The organism is Pristimantibacillus sp. PTI5, assembly GCF_048572955.1.
Taxonomy (GTDB): domain Bacteria; phylum Bacillota; class Bacilli; order Paenibacillales; family Paenibacillaceae; genus Pristimantibacillus.
Genome location: NZ_CP183886.1, coordinates 2735344 through 2749060, shown reverse-complemented (window position 1 = coordinate 2749060; position 13717 = coordinate 2735344). Strand labels below are relative to the sequence as shown.

The 13717-nt window shown below is 48.3% G+C and carries 18 protein-coding genes; 16 read left to right on the top strand and 2 right to left on the bottom strand.

The annotated features are described in order from the left end of the window. Positions 1 to 2: 2 nt before the first annotated feature. The 8 genes from ACN6MW_RS12360 (at position 3) to ACN6MW_RS12325 (ending at position 5031) form a co-directional block, all read left to right on the top strand. Complete coding sequence (locus ACN6MW_RS12360) at positions 3 to 446, top strand: VanZ family protein (RefSeq protein ID WP_419875659.1); 444 nt, start codon at positions 3 to 5, stop codon at positions 444 to 446. A gap of 34 nt (positions 447 to 480) precedes the next feature. Then, positions 481 to 1020, top strand: a complete 540-nt coding sequence (locus ACN6MW_RS12355) for a YIP1 family protein (protein ID WP_419875658.1) — start codon at positions 481 to 483, stop codon at positions 1018 to 1020. A gap of 69 nt (positions 1021 to 1089) precedes the next feature. Beyond that, positions 1090 to 2151: a histidinol-phosphate transaminase gene (gene hisC, locus ACN6MW_RS12350; protein WP_419875657.1), complete on the top strand. Its 1062-nt coding sequence runs from the start codon at positions 1090 to 1092 to the stop codon at positions 2149 to 2151. After that, positions 2151 to 2633, top strand: a complete 483-nt coding sequence (locus tag ACN6MW_RS12345) for a hypothetical protein (protein WP_419875656.1) — start codon at positions 2151 to 2153, stop codon at positions 2631 to 2633. The genes hisC and ACN6MW_RS12345 overlap by 1 nt, the downstream gene beginning before the upstream one ends. 161 nt (positions 2634 to 2794) lie before the next feature. Beyond that, positions 2795 to 3403, top strand: coding sequence for a TetR/AcrR family transcriptional regulator (locus tag ACN6MW_RS12340; RefSeq protein ID WP_419875655.1), 609 nt, complete (start codon positions 2795 to 2797; stop codon positions 3401 to 3403). 6 nt (positions 3404 to 3409) lie between these two features. Next, the gene (locus ACN6MW_RS12335) at positions 3410 to 3799 is read left to right on the top strand and encodes a DMT family transporter (RefSeq protein WP_419875654.1); all 390 of its coding nucleotides are present in this window, start codon (positions 3410 to 3412) and stop codon (positions 3797 to 3799) included. 1 nt (position 3800) lies between these two features. Continuing rightward, the gene (locus ACN6MW_RS12330; protein WP_364151912.1) at positions 3801 to 4124 is read left to right on the top strand and encodes a DMT family transporter; all 324 of its coding nucleotides are present in this window, start codon (positions 3801 to 3803) and stop codon (positions 4122 to 4124) included. A 226-nt stretch (positions 4125 to 4350) separates the two neighbouring features. Beyond that, positions 4351 to 5031: a serine/threonine protein kinase gene (locus tag ACN6MW_RS12325; protein WP_419875653.1), complete on the top strand. Its 681-nt coding sequence runs from the start codon at positions 4351 to 4353 to the stop codon at positions 5029 to 5031. Positions 5032 to 5096: 65 nt separating this feature from the next. On the opposite strand, the gene ACN6MW_RS12320 is transcribed toward ACN6MW_RS12325, so the two are convergent. Continuing rightward, on the bottom strand, positions 5097 to 5306 hold the full coding sequence (locus ACN6MW_RS12320) for a hypothetical protein (protein WP_308995289.1): 210 nt from the start codon (positions 5304 to 5306) through the stop codon (positions 5097 to 5099). Positions 5307 to 5592: 286 nt separating this feature from the next. On the opposite strand from ACN6MW_RS12320, the gene ACN6MW_RS12315 reads away from it, so the two are divergent. The 7 genes from ACN6MW_RS12315 to ACN6MW_RS12285 all read left to right on the top strand — a co-directional run bounded on the left by ACN6MW_RS12315 (position 5593) and on the right by ACN6MW_RS12285 (position 12028). Next, on the top strand, positions 5593 to 6012 hold the full coding sequence (locus tag ACN6MW_RS12315; RefSeq protein WP_076266281.1) for an RrF2 family transcriptional regulator: 420 nt from the start codon (positions 5593 to 5595) through the stop codon (positions 6010 to 6012). 73 nt (positions 6013 to 6085) lie between these two features. Next, positions 6086 to 6397, top strand: coding sequence for a thioredoxin (gene trxA / locus ACN6MW_RS12310; RefSeq protein ID WP_053373731.1), 312 nt, complete (start codon positions 6086 to 6088; stop codon positions 6395 to 6397). Positions 6398 to 6679: 282 nt separating this feature from the next. After that, entirely contained in the window at positions 6680 to 7450 is a 771-nt protein-coding gene (locus ACN6MW_RS12305) for a glycosyltransferase family 2 protein (RefSeq protein WP_419875652.1), read from the top strand. 72 nt (positions 7451 to 7522) lie between these two features. Then, a complete protein-coding gene (locus tag ACN6MW_RS12300) occupies positions 7523 to 7867 on the top strand; it encodes a DUF2304 domain-containing protein (protein WP_364151903.1) in 345 nt (114 codons plus the stop codon). Beyond that, a complete protein-coding gene (locus ACN6MW_RS12295; RefSeq protein ID WP_308995285.1) occupies positions 7867 to 8211 on the top strand; it encodes an EamA family transporter in 345 nt (114 codons plus the stop codon). The genes ACN6MW_RS12300 and ACN6MW_RS12295 overlap by 1 nt, the downstream gene beginning before the upstream one ends. Before the next feature lie 32 nt (positions 8212 to 8243). After that, complete coding sequence (locus ACN6MW_RS12290; RefSeq protein ID WP_419875651.1) at positions 8244 to 9506, top strand: phospholipid carrier-dependent glycosyltransferase; 1263 nt, start codon at positions 8244 to 8246, stop codon at positions 9504 to 9506. Between the two features lie 155 nt (positions 9507 to 9661). Then, positions 9662 to 12028, top strand: a complete 2367-nt coding sequence (locus ACN6MW_RS12285; RefSeq protein ID WP_419875650.1) for a YcdB/YcdC domain-containing protein — start codon at positions 9662 to 9664, stop codon at positions 12026 to 12028. Between the two features lie 74 nt (positions 12029 to 12102). Here ACN6MW_RS12285 and ACN6MW_RS12280 read toward each other — a convergent pair whose 3' ends face one another. After that, complete coding sequence (locus ACN6MW_RS12280) at positions 12103 to 12246, bottom strand: hypothetical protein (protein ID WP_308995283.1); 144 nt, start codon at positions 12244 to 12246, stop codon at positions 12103 to 12105. A 254-nt stretch (positions 12247 to 12500) separates the two neighbouring features. On the opposite strand from ACN6MW_RS12280, the gene ychF reads away from it, so the two are divergent. Further along, positions 12501 to 13601, top strand: a complete 1101-nt coding sequence (ychF, locus tag ACN6MW_RS12275; RefSeq protein WP_419875649.1) for a redox-regulated ATPase YchF — start codon at positions 12501 to 12503, stop codon at positions 13599 to 13601. Positions 13602 to 13717 lie beyond the last annotated feature (116 nt).

Genomic DNA, 13717 nt, shown 5'->3' with positions numbered 1-13717 from the left:
GGATGCGGTTGTATCCGAATGCCCAGTCGAAAAGTTTGCTGCTGAACCTGTTTCTCACCGTGCTCGCTTTCAGTTATGCACTGGTCATGTGCTGGCTGTTATTTTACCGTAATCGTTATTTTGGAGAAGGCTACAGCTATAATCTGGTTCCTTTTTTTACGATAAAAAAATACATCGTCTATCATGATCATTTTAACTTTGATATTTGGTTCAAGAACTTATTCGGCAATATCGTTCTTTTCATGCCGATTGGCCTGTTTTTGCCGCTGTTAAATAAGAAGTACAGCCGCGGGATTGTTCTTGCCGCGGCCTCAATCCTGCTGATCACCATTGTGGAGCTGACTCAAATGCTGACGCGCGTGGGCAGCTTCGATATCGACGATATCATTCTTAACACATTGGGGGCACTTCTTGGATTGATGATGACGAAGTATCTCGTTCGTTAGATCTAATTTTGTCATTCAAGCTCCATCTCGCCATATGCTTGTTCTCGCATTGCTCGGGGGCATCGTAAATGCGCTCAATAATGCATCCGCCGAAAACTACTTGGATAAGCTGCCGGTGGGCACGCTTATCTTCGTGGTGCTGCTGGGCGGCATGATTAGCGGGGTCATCGGCCTGTATCTGGGCGCTTTCTTATTAAGATGGTCGGGCAGTTGGTTTGGCGGGATCGGATCGTCCGAGGATATTCGCGTAGCCATAACACGCGGCTTGTACGTTCCGCTGCTTCTTACGTCTCTCATTTGGATCCCCCAGCTCCTATTGTTCGGTCAAGAGATGTTTACGTACGAGACGCCGCGAATCGACAGCAGTGTGCTGTTAACGGTTTTACTGTTGTTACTAGGCTTGATCGAATTGGTTTTCTCGGTTTGGAGCTTTATTATTTTTGTAAAAGCAGTAGCCGAGGCCCATCAATTTTCGGCGTGGAAATCGCTCGGGAGCATGTTAATCCCTGCTTTGATTCTATCTGCCATCGTGATTATTATTGTAATCCTCGCGCTAAGAGTAATTGTTCAGTAATTCGCTAACGCATTAATGTTAAAATAATAGCAGTGACTGGAATGCCAAAAACGAAAGGAAGAGTAACCATTGAGTAAATTTTGGAGTCCGCTGACGGCTTCGCTCGTGCCATACGTGCCTGGCGAACAGCCGAAGGATAAAACATATATCAAGCTGAATACAAATGAGAATCCCTACCCGCCTTCTCCGAAGGTCATCGAGGCGATTAAAGACGCGGCAAATGCCGACCTGCGTTTGTACCCCGATCCCACCTGCGAGAGCCTGGTGAATGCGGCTGCTGCCTATTACGGATTGCCTGCCGGGCAAGTGTTTGCAGGCAATGGCTCGGATGAAATATTGGCGTTCGCTTTCGCGGCATTCTTCGATCCGGCTAAGAAGCTGTTGTTCCCGGATATCACTTATAGCTTTTATAAGGTATACGCTAAGCTCTACGGCCTGCAGACGGGGCTTGTCCCCCTGGATGAGCAGTTTCATGTCCGTGTCGAAGACTTCCCTGCGGATAACGGCGGGATCATAATACCGAATCCCAATGCGCCAACGGCGCAGTTGCTTCCGCTGGATGATATTCGCAAGCTGCTAGCAGACCATCCAAACCAGGCTGTCATCATCGACGAAGCTTATATTGATTTTGGAGGACAGTCGGCGGTAGAACTCATTAAGGATTACCCGAATTTGCTTGTCGTGCAGACACTCTCGAAATCACGTTCTTTGGCAGGCCTGCGCGTCGGCTTTGCATTTGGCAGCGAGGAATTAATTGAAGGTTTGAACCGAATCAAAAATTCGTTTAATTCTTATACGATGGACAGGCTTGCGCTTGCGGGAGCCGTTGCTTCCTTTGAGGATGATGCTTATTTCAAGGAAATGACAGCGAAAGTGATCGCCACGCGTGAGCGTGTAACGAAGCAGCTTCTTGCGATGGAATTCAAGGTCACCGATTCGAAAGCGAATTTCGTATTCATCTCGCATAAATCACTCGCGGCTAAAGCTATATTCCAGCAGCTTCGAGACAAAGGCGTATTGGTCCGTTATTTCGATCAGCCCCGCATCGATGAATACTTGCGGGTAAGCATCGGAACGGATGAAGAAATGAATGCTTTTATCCAGGCGCTGCAAGAAATCGTAGGCGGATAATGGAAGAAGCGGTGAAGGAGCAGGTGTTGTTTAAGCGTTCGATGCGCTCTGTGCTGCTGCTCAGCCTTATCTATGCCGCGGCTGGAAATGCATTTTTGTATACGGCTTACTTTAACAGTGCAATCGTGGAGCGCAGCTACCTGGTATGCGGTCTGATGATTCTCGCATTCGCGATTCCTATCGTTAAGCTGTTTCGTAACCGGCATTGGTACTTTCCGATCTTCATCTTCTTGTTCTGGATTCCGTTCAGCGTGCTGCTTGCCTTCGCGTTGAGCCAGATCCTGCCGCTGTCCCAAAACGACACCGATTTTGGATTGCTGCTCGTATATTTCCTTATTCTAAACGTGCTGGTAATGGTGCTGAGCATCGCGCTTGCGATGATCATTAATGCTTGCTGGATGCTGTGGGGCAAATATAACGGAATAAAAAACAACCGAATCGAAAATAAACAAATCGAAGATAATCAAATCAAGAAGCAATAAAACAGGGAAGCCATAGCTGTTCTCCGAGTGAAGGGGAGCGGGTATGGCTTTTTTTCTCGTTCCAGCATGCCTTGACTTTTTGTCAAAACCGTCTTACAATTTCGTTAAACTAACTAACGTTCGTTAGGCAAAAAGACGAGCCGAGTTTGACGGAGGAATGAATGATGAGCAGTGAGCCTACAACGGCGGAGAAAATTAAGCAGGCGGCATTAACGATGTTTACGGAATCCGGCTACGAGGGAGCGGCCCTATCAGAAATTGCCAAGGCGGTTGGCATTAAGACGCCGTCCATTTATGCGCATTATAAATCGAAAGAGCAGCTGTTCGTCCAGCTGATTCAAGAAGTGATTGCGGAAGAGCTGAAGCAGTATGTGCAGCTTCTTCGGGAAATGGAGCAGGAGCCGATTAAGCAGCAGGTATATCGATTGTTTGCTTTTTTCACGGATCTTAACCATATCACAACCGGCCAGGCCTTTTTGAAGCGGACGATTCTTGTGCCTCCGCGTCATTTGAGGGATCAGCTTAGGCAGGATTTCATGCGCCACGAGAATGAGCTGAGCGAAGGGATCGCAGCGGTCCTCCATAAAGGAGCAGCAGAGGGGCTTTTTAACCCGGAAGAGGAAGAACGTTTAATCGCCGTTTTTTACGTCTGCGTCGATGGATTGCTCGTCGAAAACCAATTATACGAAGAAGAGCTGTTCGAAAAAAGAAAGCAAATGGTATGGCAATCATTATGGCAGCTTTGGACGATGACAGCGGGAGAGGAATGAATAAGCATGCAGTGGGTATTTTTATTGTTGGCTGGATTTCTTGAGGTAGGCTGGACGTTTGGCCTTAAATATTCGGAGGGTTTTACGGAGCTTGTGCCCAGTATCATTACGGTCGTGCTGCTTGCAGCCAGCTTTATGCTGTTTGCCCGCGCGATGCGTACGATTGAAATTGGCGTTGCGTACGCTATGTTTACGGGGATCGGTACGGTGGGCACCGTTATAGCGGGTATTCTGATTTTGGATGAGCCGACTGATTTCTGGCGTTTATTTTTTATTGCTTTGCTTGTCGGCGGCATCGTCGGGCTGAAGCTGGTGTCGAAGGAAAAGCCTGCATCCGAAGCTGAAACGAGTCGGTCAAGCGCAGTCCGCATAGAGCGAGAAAAGGTGGGATCTTAATATGGCTTGGGTCTTTTTAATTATTTCCGGATTAGGAGAAGTCGGCGGTGTAACGTTTATGAAGTTGTCTGACGGCTTTAAACGCTGGAAGGGTACGGTAGGAGCGATTGGCGCAGGCTTTGTCAGCTTTTTCTTCTTATCCAAGGCGCTTCAGACCATCCCGATCAGCACCGCATACGGCATATGGACGGGAATCGGCTCGATCGGCAGCGTCGTGCTCGGCATGTTTATTTTCGGAGAATCCCGGGACTGGCGTAAATTATTGTTTTTATCGATGATTATTTCGGGAGTTATTGGATTAAAGGTCGTAAGCGGAGGCCATTAAGTCTCGTAAAATAGCACAAGACCGTGATGGAGAGCTGGAGAGCTTTTTGTCAAAATATAAGAATTTATAAGGTTCACATTTATAAATAAGCTTATATTTCACCGCGAAACGAGCTGTTGCCACCAAAGGATGGACAGCCGTTTACGCTTGCGGTCTTTATTTTTATGGCGGGGGGTCTTACAATGAAAGAAAACATTGTCCGTGGATAAAGAAAGAGGGAACGCTCATGATGGATGAGAAGCAGTTGGAGTCGTTTATCGGGCTAATGAAGAAGACTCTGCTTTCCGAGCTTGTTCTGGGCAGTATCGACCCTGCGGATCCGATCCGCGTGGATGAGACCCCACAAGGCTGGAAGCTTCTGGGCGCCGGCAATTATGCGGGAGTGTTTACGCACCGCGATTATTCGGATATTGCAGTAAAGGTGTACGCACCCGACCGCGAGGGCTGGGAGAGCGAATGCGAGGTTTATAAGCGGATTGGCAGCCATCCTGCCTATTCGATGTGTTATCACGCCGGCGAGCATGACGGGCATTATTATTTGATTTTGAAACGGCTGAAAGGAAAAACGCTGTATCAATGCATCATTGATGGAGTCGTTATTCCCAAAAAGGTGATTCAGGATATCGATGAAGCACTCGATTATGCCAGGTCCCGGGGCCTCCACCCGCATGATGTGCATGGCAAAAATGTCATGGTGAAGGATGGACGCGGCATCGTCCTTGATATTTCCGATTTTTTGAAGGAAGAGCCGTGTACGATGTGGGAGGATTTGAAGAAAGCCTACAATAAAATTTATATGCCCTTTCTTTCCAAGAAGACGATTCCCGTGCCCGAATGGGTGCTGAACGGCGTTCGCAAAGGCTACCGGTGGATGAGAAACTCCTCGGTCATCGGACGCTCGTCCTAATTAGAAAGCCAGACAGCGGCATCCTCTGAGGAATGCCGCTGCCTGGAGAAGCTTTGCCAAACCGGTTAATGCTCCTCGTCAAATGCATCAAGCAGCACCTTGGCGAGATCGGCGTCCTTTTTTAGCACATGAATCCGTCTCAAGGAATTGCCTTCAATGGTAATTTTGGATTTCAGTCCATTGGCTTTGAAATGGGCCTCCAGTCGGTCAATCAGCTCCGATCTAGAACCCCCCTCCGTACGAACGGGTATCCATCGATTCCAAAATAATGCCATTTTGCGTCACCTCCTTAAAGTTTTACAAAGTAAAACCGGTTTAGGAAGCATGTGCCTATCGGTTAGGTCGGCTGAACCGAATAAGGATGCACATTCATATTTATTCGGCGAGAGCGCTCAAACATGACAATGAGCACAAAAAATACTTACGTGCAATCCAAAAATTGATGTAGCATAACAGAATCGTTACTTCCGTATGCTAAGAAAGCAATTCGGCGGCCTGTCTATTGACAAACTTAACTGTAACTGATAAAATTACAGTACAAAGCAGGGAGGCCATTAAACAGTGAACAGCGAATTTACGATTGCCGTACACAGTCTCGTTTACTTGGCTTATTTACCTGAAAGAATGGCCAGCAGCGATATGATTGCCGAGAACGTCGGCACGCACTCTGCTCGCGTTCGCAAGGTAATGGGCGGTTTGCGCCGCAGTGGATATGTGGATACGCGTGAGGGCTCAGGCGGAGGCTACAGGCTGACGATTGATCCGAACGTGGTAACACTGGCTGACATCTATCGGGTGATGGCACAAGGATCGCTCATCCCGAGCTGGTGCTCGGGCAATCCAGAGATGGATTGCGTCGTTGGATCGAATATGAATCAAGTCATGTTCGGTATATTTTGCACGGCGGAGAAGCAGCTGGAAAGCCATTTTAGCGCGATAACGATTCAGGACGTGTTGAAACAAATTCATGCATGCGGATAGCAAATAACGTTTCAATAAGCGGTGAGACGGGTATTCCCTTTATCATACACATTGTTTGGAGAGGATGATTGAAATGGCAGTAGCATTGACGAAAGAAAACTTTAACGAGAGCATTCAAAACGGCGTTTCCCTTGTAGATTTCTGGGCACCTTGGTGCGGACCTTGCAAAATGCAGCTTCCAATCGTTGAGGAGCTTTCCACTGAGCTGGAAGGTCAAGCCGTAATCGCGAAAATCAACGTGGATGAGCAGCCTGAGCTGGCTTCCCAATTCGGCGTTATGAGTATTCCGACATTGATTTTGTTCAAAGACGGCCAACCCGTTGACAAAATGGTCGGCGTTCAAAGCAAAGATGCTTTGAAAGCAAAAATCTCCGGTCAAATGTAAGCAACTTTTTATAACGAAGCTTCGTCTAAATATCGTCTGGTATCAGTCTAAGGCTGCTCACCAGGCGATATTTTTTTCATGGTCTTATTTTATCTATCAAACATAAAATGCTATATTAAGCATCTATTGGATACGGAAACCACGGAAAATGCACATTTTTTACACATTTTCACAATCGTTTTTATTGCTTTCTAATAGAGTTATCTAGTAGAATTGATCTAATTGTGCGCATTTGCGTACCCAAACTTTGATTTATGGAGTGGTGATGGAGTGAACGCAGTCATGACGAAAAAGGACAGCATGGTAACCGGAGAGTCTCTGCGGCAAGGGTTAACGTCTTCAAAAATATTGATCATTATTCCGGCTTACAACGAAGAGCACAGCATAAGCCATGTGATCCGTGATGTGAAGACTCATTGCCCGTCTGCCCATATATTGGTCATCAATGACGGCTCAAAGGACCGGACTCGCGAGGTAGCCGAAGCGAACGGCGCGGCTGTCGTGACACTTCCGACTAATCTGGGTATTGGGGGCGCCATGCAGACCGGATATCGTTATGCTTACCGCTATGGTTATGATGTTGCCGTACAAGTGGATGGAGACGGACAGCATAAAGCGGAACAGCTGCATCTCATATTGGATCCCGTACTTAGCGGAAAAGCCGATTTGGCGATTGGCTCGCGTTTTATTGAGCAAACGGGTTTTCTTTCTTCGGCGTCGCGGAGAGCCGGTATCAAAATTTTGTCTACCATTGTCAGCGCAATGACTCGCAAGCGGGTGCTTGATGTAACTTCAGGCTTCAGAGCAGCCAACAAACGGGCGATTTCCGTATTCCAAAGCGATTATGCAACGGATTACCCCGAGGTGGATTCCATTGTTTTGATTCACCGCAGCGGCCTTCGCACGAGCGAGGTTGCGGTGGTCATGGAAGCACGTACGGGCGGGACTTCATCTATAAATGCGATGCGTTCGGTGTATTATATGATTAAGGTTACGCTGGCATTGTTTATCCGGAGCCTGAAGGCAACCAAACCGGCTGAGGTTCAATCTTAGAAGCAAGCGACGGCTTGCGAAGCTTTTTTTGCTACAAATATGAGTTTGTGACAGCTTGAAGGAGGATACACCATGCAAGCCTTGTGGATTATCACAAGCGTAGGTTTTTTGTTTGTACTAATTATGTTGATTAACCGGAGATTGCTGCGCGAGCAGTATTCGATGCTTTGGCTGTTGTTCGGCGTTGTGATGCTTATTTTATCGGTTCGCGTACAAATCATTGACGCATTGGCGGATGCTGTCGGCATCGATTATGCGCCGGCGCTGTTATTTTTGGTTGGTATTTTGTTCTGCATCGCACTTATCCTGCATCTTACCGTTATCGTCTCGAAATTGTCGGAGAAGGTTATTCGTCTCACGCAAGAGCTTGGCATATTGCATCATGAATTGCATGAACGCAAAAGGTCGGATTCATAATGGCTTATATTATATTGTTTCTTAATATTTTGCTGCTCGTCTCAGGTCAATTATTGTGGAAAACAGGAATGAACAAAATGGATACGGCGAAGGGTGATACTTGGGTATCGCTGCTATGGTCGCCCCATATATGGTCGGGACTGGTTTTGTACGGCATTGCGACCGTTTTGTGGTTATACGTTCTCAAGAAACTGCCGCTTAGCTTAGCTTATCCGCTGCAAAGTTTGGCATACGTCATCGCGCTTGTTGCAGCTGTGTTTATATTTCACGAATCGGTACCGCTGCAGCGCTGGATTGGTGCCGCAATTATCTTGGCGGGCGTAATCGTACTCGCTTGGAAATAGGCCGCATTCAGCATGGAGGGGGATTTTCGAAAGTGGTGGAATGGTTAAAAAGAAACAAAGCATGGACGATAGCGATCGTCCTTATTTTTCTGCTCGCAGCTTGGTTGAGGGCCGATTTCCTTACTTCGGTTAAGCATACCGTTTCGCATGATACCAAATATTATGACGAGATGGTGCATCGACTGCTCGATAAAGGGATCTATGCCTATAAAGAAGAGGTTCCGAATGCCAGGGTAACACCGGGTTATCCTTTGTTCATGACGGGAATGTATTTGGTGGCTGACCAAATCAATGTCGAACCGTTCCCGCTTATCCGCTGGGTTCAGGTTCTCATAAGCCTCGCGACTTTGATACTTATCTATATGATTGCTTATCAGGCAACGAGAAACAAATGGGTAGCGATTGTATCGTTGTTTATATCGGCGATATACCATCCCTTTATATGGGCGAACGGCGCGGTGCTTACCGAAACGCTTGCGCTATTTTTTCTAATGGGATACCTATCGATGCAGCTTCATGCTTTTCGGACGCAGCGTAAGCGCGATGCCGCCCTCGCGGGTATTTTGCTGGGAATTACCGTGCTCGTAAGAGCTGAATTCTTACCGTTGTTTGTTCCGCTCTATGGCGTATTCTTGCTGCAGCAATGGTTTAGGCCAAAATCCGGGCAGATGACGGAAAGAACCTCGAAGCTGGCTGTTTTCAAAAAAGTTGTTTTACTGGGGATTATTACGGGTCTATGCCTCTCGGCGACGATGCTCCCTTGGTGGATTCGCAATGTGGTATCCTTGAATGAATTTGTGTTGACGGCGTCCCAATCTAACCCGTTCAAAGCGGGGACCTATCCTAACAAGGATTATTCGGACAAAATCGTCGTACAAAACGGCATGTCGCAAAATGAGTATGCATGGGCGCGTATCAAAGCGGGCTTTACCCAGCAGACATGGAAATATGTGAAATGGTATACGGTCGGCAAGCTGAAATATACGTATACGCATATGTTCTTCGGGTCGGGGCATTCGCCGATCTATCATGCTTACCCGCATGTTGCTGTATTGCATCTCCTAATCATTTACGGCGCGATTATCCCGCTTCTGGCGATTATATGGAGATGGAGGCAGCCGGCGGCTATGCTTGCGGTAGTCATTATTATTATGACGATGATTCGACTGGTGTTCGTGCCGGAGTACCGTTATAATTTCACGGTCATGCCGCTGTTTATTATTCTTTCCACCTGGTTTGGCATTTATATTTTACAAAAAATAGGGCTCTATTTCGGACGCAGGAAAACGGCGTAACCGATTGAAAGCCGATTGAATAAAGAATGCAGGAAAGACTGCCGGCGGACATGAATCTGCGGCAGTCTTTTTTTGTATGCGGCCTGCAACTTCCAGTGTAAAGGATACGTCTAGATTATGAATAAATTGGAAAAGCATTGGAGGGTGAAGCAGTGATGAAAAAGAACAGCAAGAAGCTTGCGGTCATGCTGTCCGCAGCAATGCTCATGAGCGTATTGCCTGCATCGGCATTTGCCGATAGCGTCAGCAATCCTGCGGGGACGAATGCGGTGTCTGCATCAGGAGGGACTACGATGGATGAAGCGATTGCGGCTCCGGTTGATGTAGCCATTACGAAGGGGAAGGCAGAGGCGTTGGCCAGGCAGTATGTCAGCATTCCTAAGGAGTATACGCTGCAAGGAGCTAATCTTTCGATGGAGCTGCTGGCTGGCGGCAAACGCAATGCCTGGGGCCTCGACTTCGTAAAAAAAGTTAACGGCAAGCATTTAGGAAGCATTTACGTTCGCATCCATGCGGACGACGGACAGCTGCTTGAGTTTAGCGCTTATACCGATAATCCCTCTGCAAAGCCGACTTATCCGCTGAAGGTTGAGCGGGATGACGCGCAGCAAATTGCGCTCAAATTCATCAACGCCATCGCTGCCAAATACAAAGACAGTATTCAATATAACCCGGAATATGGACTGCAGCTTTTGCCTCCGCTGACAGGCGAGGTGCTTCACAGGCTCCGTTATGACCGTGTAGTGAATGGTATTCCCTACGTGGATAACTACATAGAGCTTGAGGTAGACAGCGAAGGACATGTTCGCAGATATTCGCTCCAATGGGATGATACAATCAAATTTCCGAAGGTGGACGCGCTGCTAACGACGGAGCAGGCAAACGAGAAGCTTCGGGCAGCGGCACTTCCGGAGTTGACCTATATCGTGCCTTATAATGCACAAGGAAAACGAAAGCCAATGCTTAGTTATGAGCTTCTGCCAATGGCTATCGATGCCGCAACCGGGGCGCTAAAGCAACAATCGAATTTTCCGTCTTATAGAGCGGGGACGGTTTCCGATAAACCTCTCTCAGAGAAGCCGCTCGGCGAAATGCCTAAAGCAGGAACTGTAACGGAGAAGCAGGCGGCGGATGCGGCTAAGGCTGCTTTTAAGCTGCCCGCTGACGCAGAATTGAACGGCTCCAACTACAGTGAACAAATGAATGAGAGCACAGGCGCATTGGAAGCGTTCTGGCATCTGAATTGGTCGATAAAGAAGGATGGCAAAGAAAACGGCTCAGCTTCGGCCACTGTGGACGGACGCACGGGAGCCGTGCGCAGCTTTTATATCTATTACAACAACGAACAGGGGCAGACGGGCAGTCCGAAGGTGTCGCTGGACCAAGCCTCGACTCTCGCTGCAGATGCGGTGAAGAAGCATTTGCCTTGGCTGACGGATGAGCTTTATTTCGTAAAACCCGATCCGAAGCAGTATGAGGGACTTAACGCAGGGGATAACCGTCAGTACTACTTTAGCTTTGTTCACAAAATCCATGGCGCAGTCGTCAATTATGACAGCATTAACGTCGCGATCGATTCGAGTACGGGAGAAACGGTCAATTATGATGCATACCTTTCGAACTTCGAATATCCCGCTCAGGCGCCGGCATTGATCAAAAAGGAGCAGGCGGTTGCCAGCTGGTTGGATTATTACCGCACGCAGCTTACGTATCGGCTTGTACAGCAGTTTTCTTGGAACGGACAGCCGATTCCGATCGAGAAATATAACCTGATGGTAGCTTCGGGCGAAATCAAGGCCGATGAGGTTCAGACGCAGACAGAAGCAGAGCTTGTATATCAGCTGGTGCCTCGTTTAATCGATGAATCGGTATTTCTTGATGCGGAGACGGGCGGTTGGCGGAATAGGGAAACCGGCGAGGCCACGCAGCTCGAGAAGCCGAAGGCAAAGGATATCGAAGGGCACTGGGCGCAGCGCCAATTGGAATTGATGGTCGCCTATAAAGCGCTCGATGTCAAAAATGGCGAGGTGCGCCCGAATGAGCCGATCACCCGCGGCGAGCTTATCAAAATGCTGGTGCTCGCTAGAAGCAGCGGCCAATCGCCGCTCTACGGTTCTGCCGATCGCTCAGCTGCCAAAGCTTCCTTTAACGATGTCGCTGCGGATTCCAGCTATTTCGTATATGTTGAATCCGCGCTGGAGCAAAATTTAATCGATGTGGGCGACGGTTCCTTTAATCCAAGCGGCAAAGTATCACGGGATGAGATGGCTGAGCTGATCGTGCGCGCTTTAGGCTATAATGCGCTTGCGAATTACGACCATATTTTTAAAGCAACATTCAAAGATAACGCGCAAATTGAGAATAAGGGCCAGGCGGCAATCGTCGTCGGTCTAAAAATCATGAGCCTGGCAGACGGTAAGTTTCTGCCTAAGAAGCAGGTGACGCGCGGCGAAGCATCGGTAGCCTTCTTCCGGTACCTGCAATCCCGCGCAGAGCTGAAGGAAGCTCCGATAAGAATGTAAACGTGAAAGGCAATAGGCCTGGCATCAACCGGTTTAAGGGGATGCCAGGCCGTTTTTCGCTGAAGGGACAAGAGCTAGTCTGTTTTTTTATTGTTGGTGGTGTAGTTCGATGTAGACTTCGTATCTTCGATCGTGTCGTTAACGAAAGCCATATCCTGGTTTTTGGCATGCATATTCGTCGTTCCTTTGTAGTTTCCTTTATGCTTCTTGTTTTCCATTTGCTCATCTCCTCGTTATGTTTATTGATGATGCAGTCTTTCACAAGCCAGTGCTTCCGTAGTATTTCCGCAGCCGGACTAATCATTCTCATGCAGGCTCCAAATCGGAATAAGCGGGCGTCTTGCCGGCATGGCTTCGATTGAATGCCCGATTAAAGTGGATTCTGCCAGCGGGTTACACTTTCAATGTAGGGGATGGTGGGGTATAATAGCTGGAGTTGTTTACTTTCGGGAAAATAGGGGTGTCTTATCGCATGGCATTGAAAGCTGGAATCGTAGGTCTTCCGAACGTCGGGAAATCGACTTTGTTTAACGCAATTACGCAAGCAGGAGCAGAATCCGCCAATTATCCTTTTTGTACGATAGATCCTAACGTTGGTGTTGTTGAAGTGCCGGACGAGCGTCTGGACAAGCTGGTTGAGCTTGTCGTTCCGAAGAGTATCGTGCCAACAGCCTTTGAATTCGTTGATATTGCCGGTCTGGTTGCAGGCGCGAGCAAGGGCGAAGGGCTTGGCAACAAGTTTTTGGCGCATATCCGCGAGGTTGACGCGATTGTTCACGTCGTACGCTGCTTCCAGGATGAGAATATTACGCATGTATCGGGTAAAGTAGATCCGATCAGCGATATTCAAACGATTAATTTGGAGCTTATTTTGGCCGACATCGACTCGGTTGACAAGAAAATCGAACGTTCCCGTAAAAATCTCAAGGGCGGAGACAAGAAGGTTGCCCAAGAAATCGAAGTGTTAGAGCGCATTAAAGAAGCGTTGTATAACGATATGCCGGCGCGCAGCGTTGAGCTGAGCGACGATGAGAAGCTACTCGTTCGCGATTTGCACCTGCTTACGATGAAGACGGTATTGTACGCTGCTAACGTAAGCGAAGATGAGGTATCGAATTCAGACGGCAACGAGTATGTCCAAAAGGTTCGTGAATTCGCAGCGGCAGAAGGCGCCGATGTTGTGCCGATCAGCGCGAAGGTTGAAGCGGAGATTGCGGAACTTGAGGGCGAAGACAAGGAGATGTTCCTTGAAGAGCTAGGCATGTCGGAATCAGGCCTTAACCGCTTGATCAGCTCGGCGTATAAGCTGCTTGGGTTGTACACGTACTTTACGGCCGGTGTGCAAGAGGTCCGTGCATGGACGATTCGCAGCGGGACCAAAGCGCCGCAAGCGGCGGGCGTTATCCATACGGACTTCGAACGCGGATTCATTCGCGCCGAGGTAGTGTCCTTTACCGATCTTGCGGCAGCCGGCTCCATGGTAGCGGCTCGCGAGAAGGGGCAAGTTCGCCTCGAAGGCAAAGAATACGTTGTGCGTGACGGCGACGTTATCCATTTCCGTTTTAACGTGTAAATAATAGGCAATGCTATAGCCCTGTAAGTGCTGTTTGGCGCTTGCGGGGCTTTATTGCGGATTGGTCTTGTCTCTTTGGGGTAACCAAAGCGGCTTGGCGGGCATATGAAGATTAT

What these genes read in the sequence shown, in the direction of transcription:
- trxA (WP_053373731.1), top strand. Translation starts at nt 6,086, where the DNA reads ATGGCAGTAGCATTGACGAAAGAAAACTTTAACGAGAGCATTCAAAAC.
- ACN6MW_RS12285 (WP_419875650.1), top strand. Translation starts at nt 9,662, where the DNA reads ATGAAAAAGAACAGCAAGAAGCTTGCGGTCATGCTGTCCGCAGCAATG.
- ACN6MW_RS12280 (WP_308995283.1), bottom strand. Translation starts at nt 12,246, where the DNA reads ATGGAAAACAAGAAGCATAAAGGAAACTACAAAGGAACGACGAATATG.
- ACN6MW_RS12340 (WP_419875655.1), top strand. Translation starts at nt 2,795, where the DNA reads ATGATGAGCAGTGAGCCTACAACGGCGGAGAAAATTAAGCAGGCGGCA.
- ACN6MW_RS12325 (WP_419875653.1), top strand. Translation starts at nt 4,351, where the DNA reads ATGATGGATGAGAAGCAGTTGGAGTCGTTTATCGGGCTAATGAAGAAG.
- ACN6MW_RS12360 (WP_419875659.1), top strand. Translation starts at nt 3, where the DNA reads ATGCGGTTGTATCCGAATGCCCAGTCGAAAAGTTTGCTGCTGAACCTG.
- ACN6MW_RS12300 (WP_364151903.1), top strand. Translation starts at nt 7,523, where the DNA reads ATGCAAGCCTTGTGGATTATCACAAGCGTAGGTTTTTTGTTTGTACTA.
- ACN6MW_RS12345 (WP_419875656.1), top strand. Translation starts at nt 2,151, where the DNA reads ATGGAAGAAGCGGTGAAGGAGCAGGTGTTGTTTAAGCGTTCGATGCGC.
- ACN6MW_RS12330 (WP_364151912.1), top strand. Translation starts at nt 3,801, where the DNA reads ATGGCTTGGGTCTTTTTAATTATTTCCGGATTAGGAGAAGTCGGCGGT.
- ACN6MW_RS12335 (WP_419875654.1), top strand. Translation starts at nt 3,410, where the DNA reads ATGCAGTGGGTATTTTTATTGTTGGCTGGATTTCTTGAGGTAGGCTGG.
- ychF (WP_419875649.1), top strand. Translation starts at nt 12,501, where the DNA reads ATGGCATTGAAAGCTGGAATCGTAGGTCTTCCGAACGTCGGGAAATCG.
- ACN6MW_RS12320 (WP_308995289.1), bottom strand. Translation starts at nt 5,306, where the DNA reads ATGGCATTATTTTGGAATCGATGGATACCCGTTCGTACGGAGGGGGGT.
- ACN6MW_RS12305 (WP_419875652.1), top strand. Translation starts at nt 6,680, where the DNA reads ATGACGAAAAAGGACAGCATGGTAACCGGAGAGTCTCTGCGGCAAGGG.
- ACN6MW_RS12295 (WP_308995285.1), top strand. Translation starts at nt 7,867, where the DNA reads ATGGCTTATATTATATTGTTTCTTAATATTTTGCTGCTCGTCTCAGGT.
- ACN6MW_RS12355 (WP_419875658.1), top strand. Translation starts at nt 481, where the DNA reads ATGCTTGTTCTCGCATTGCTCGGGGGCATCGTAAATGCGCTCAATAAT.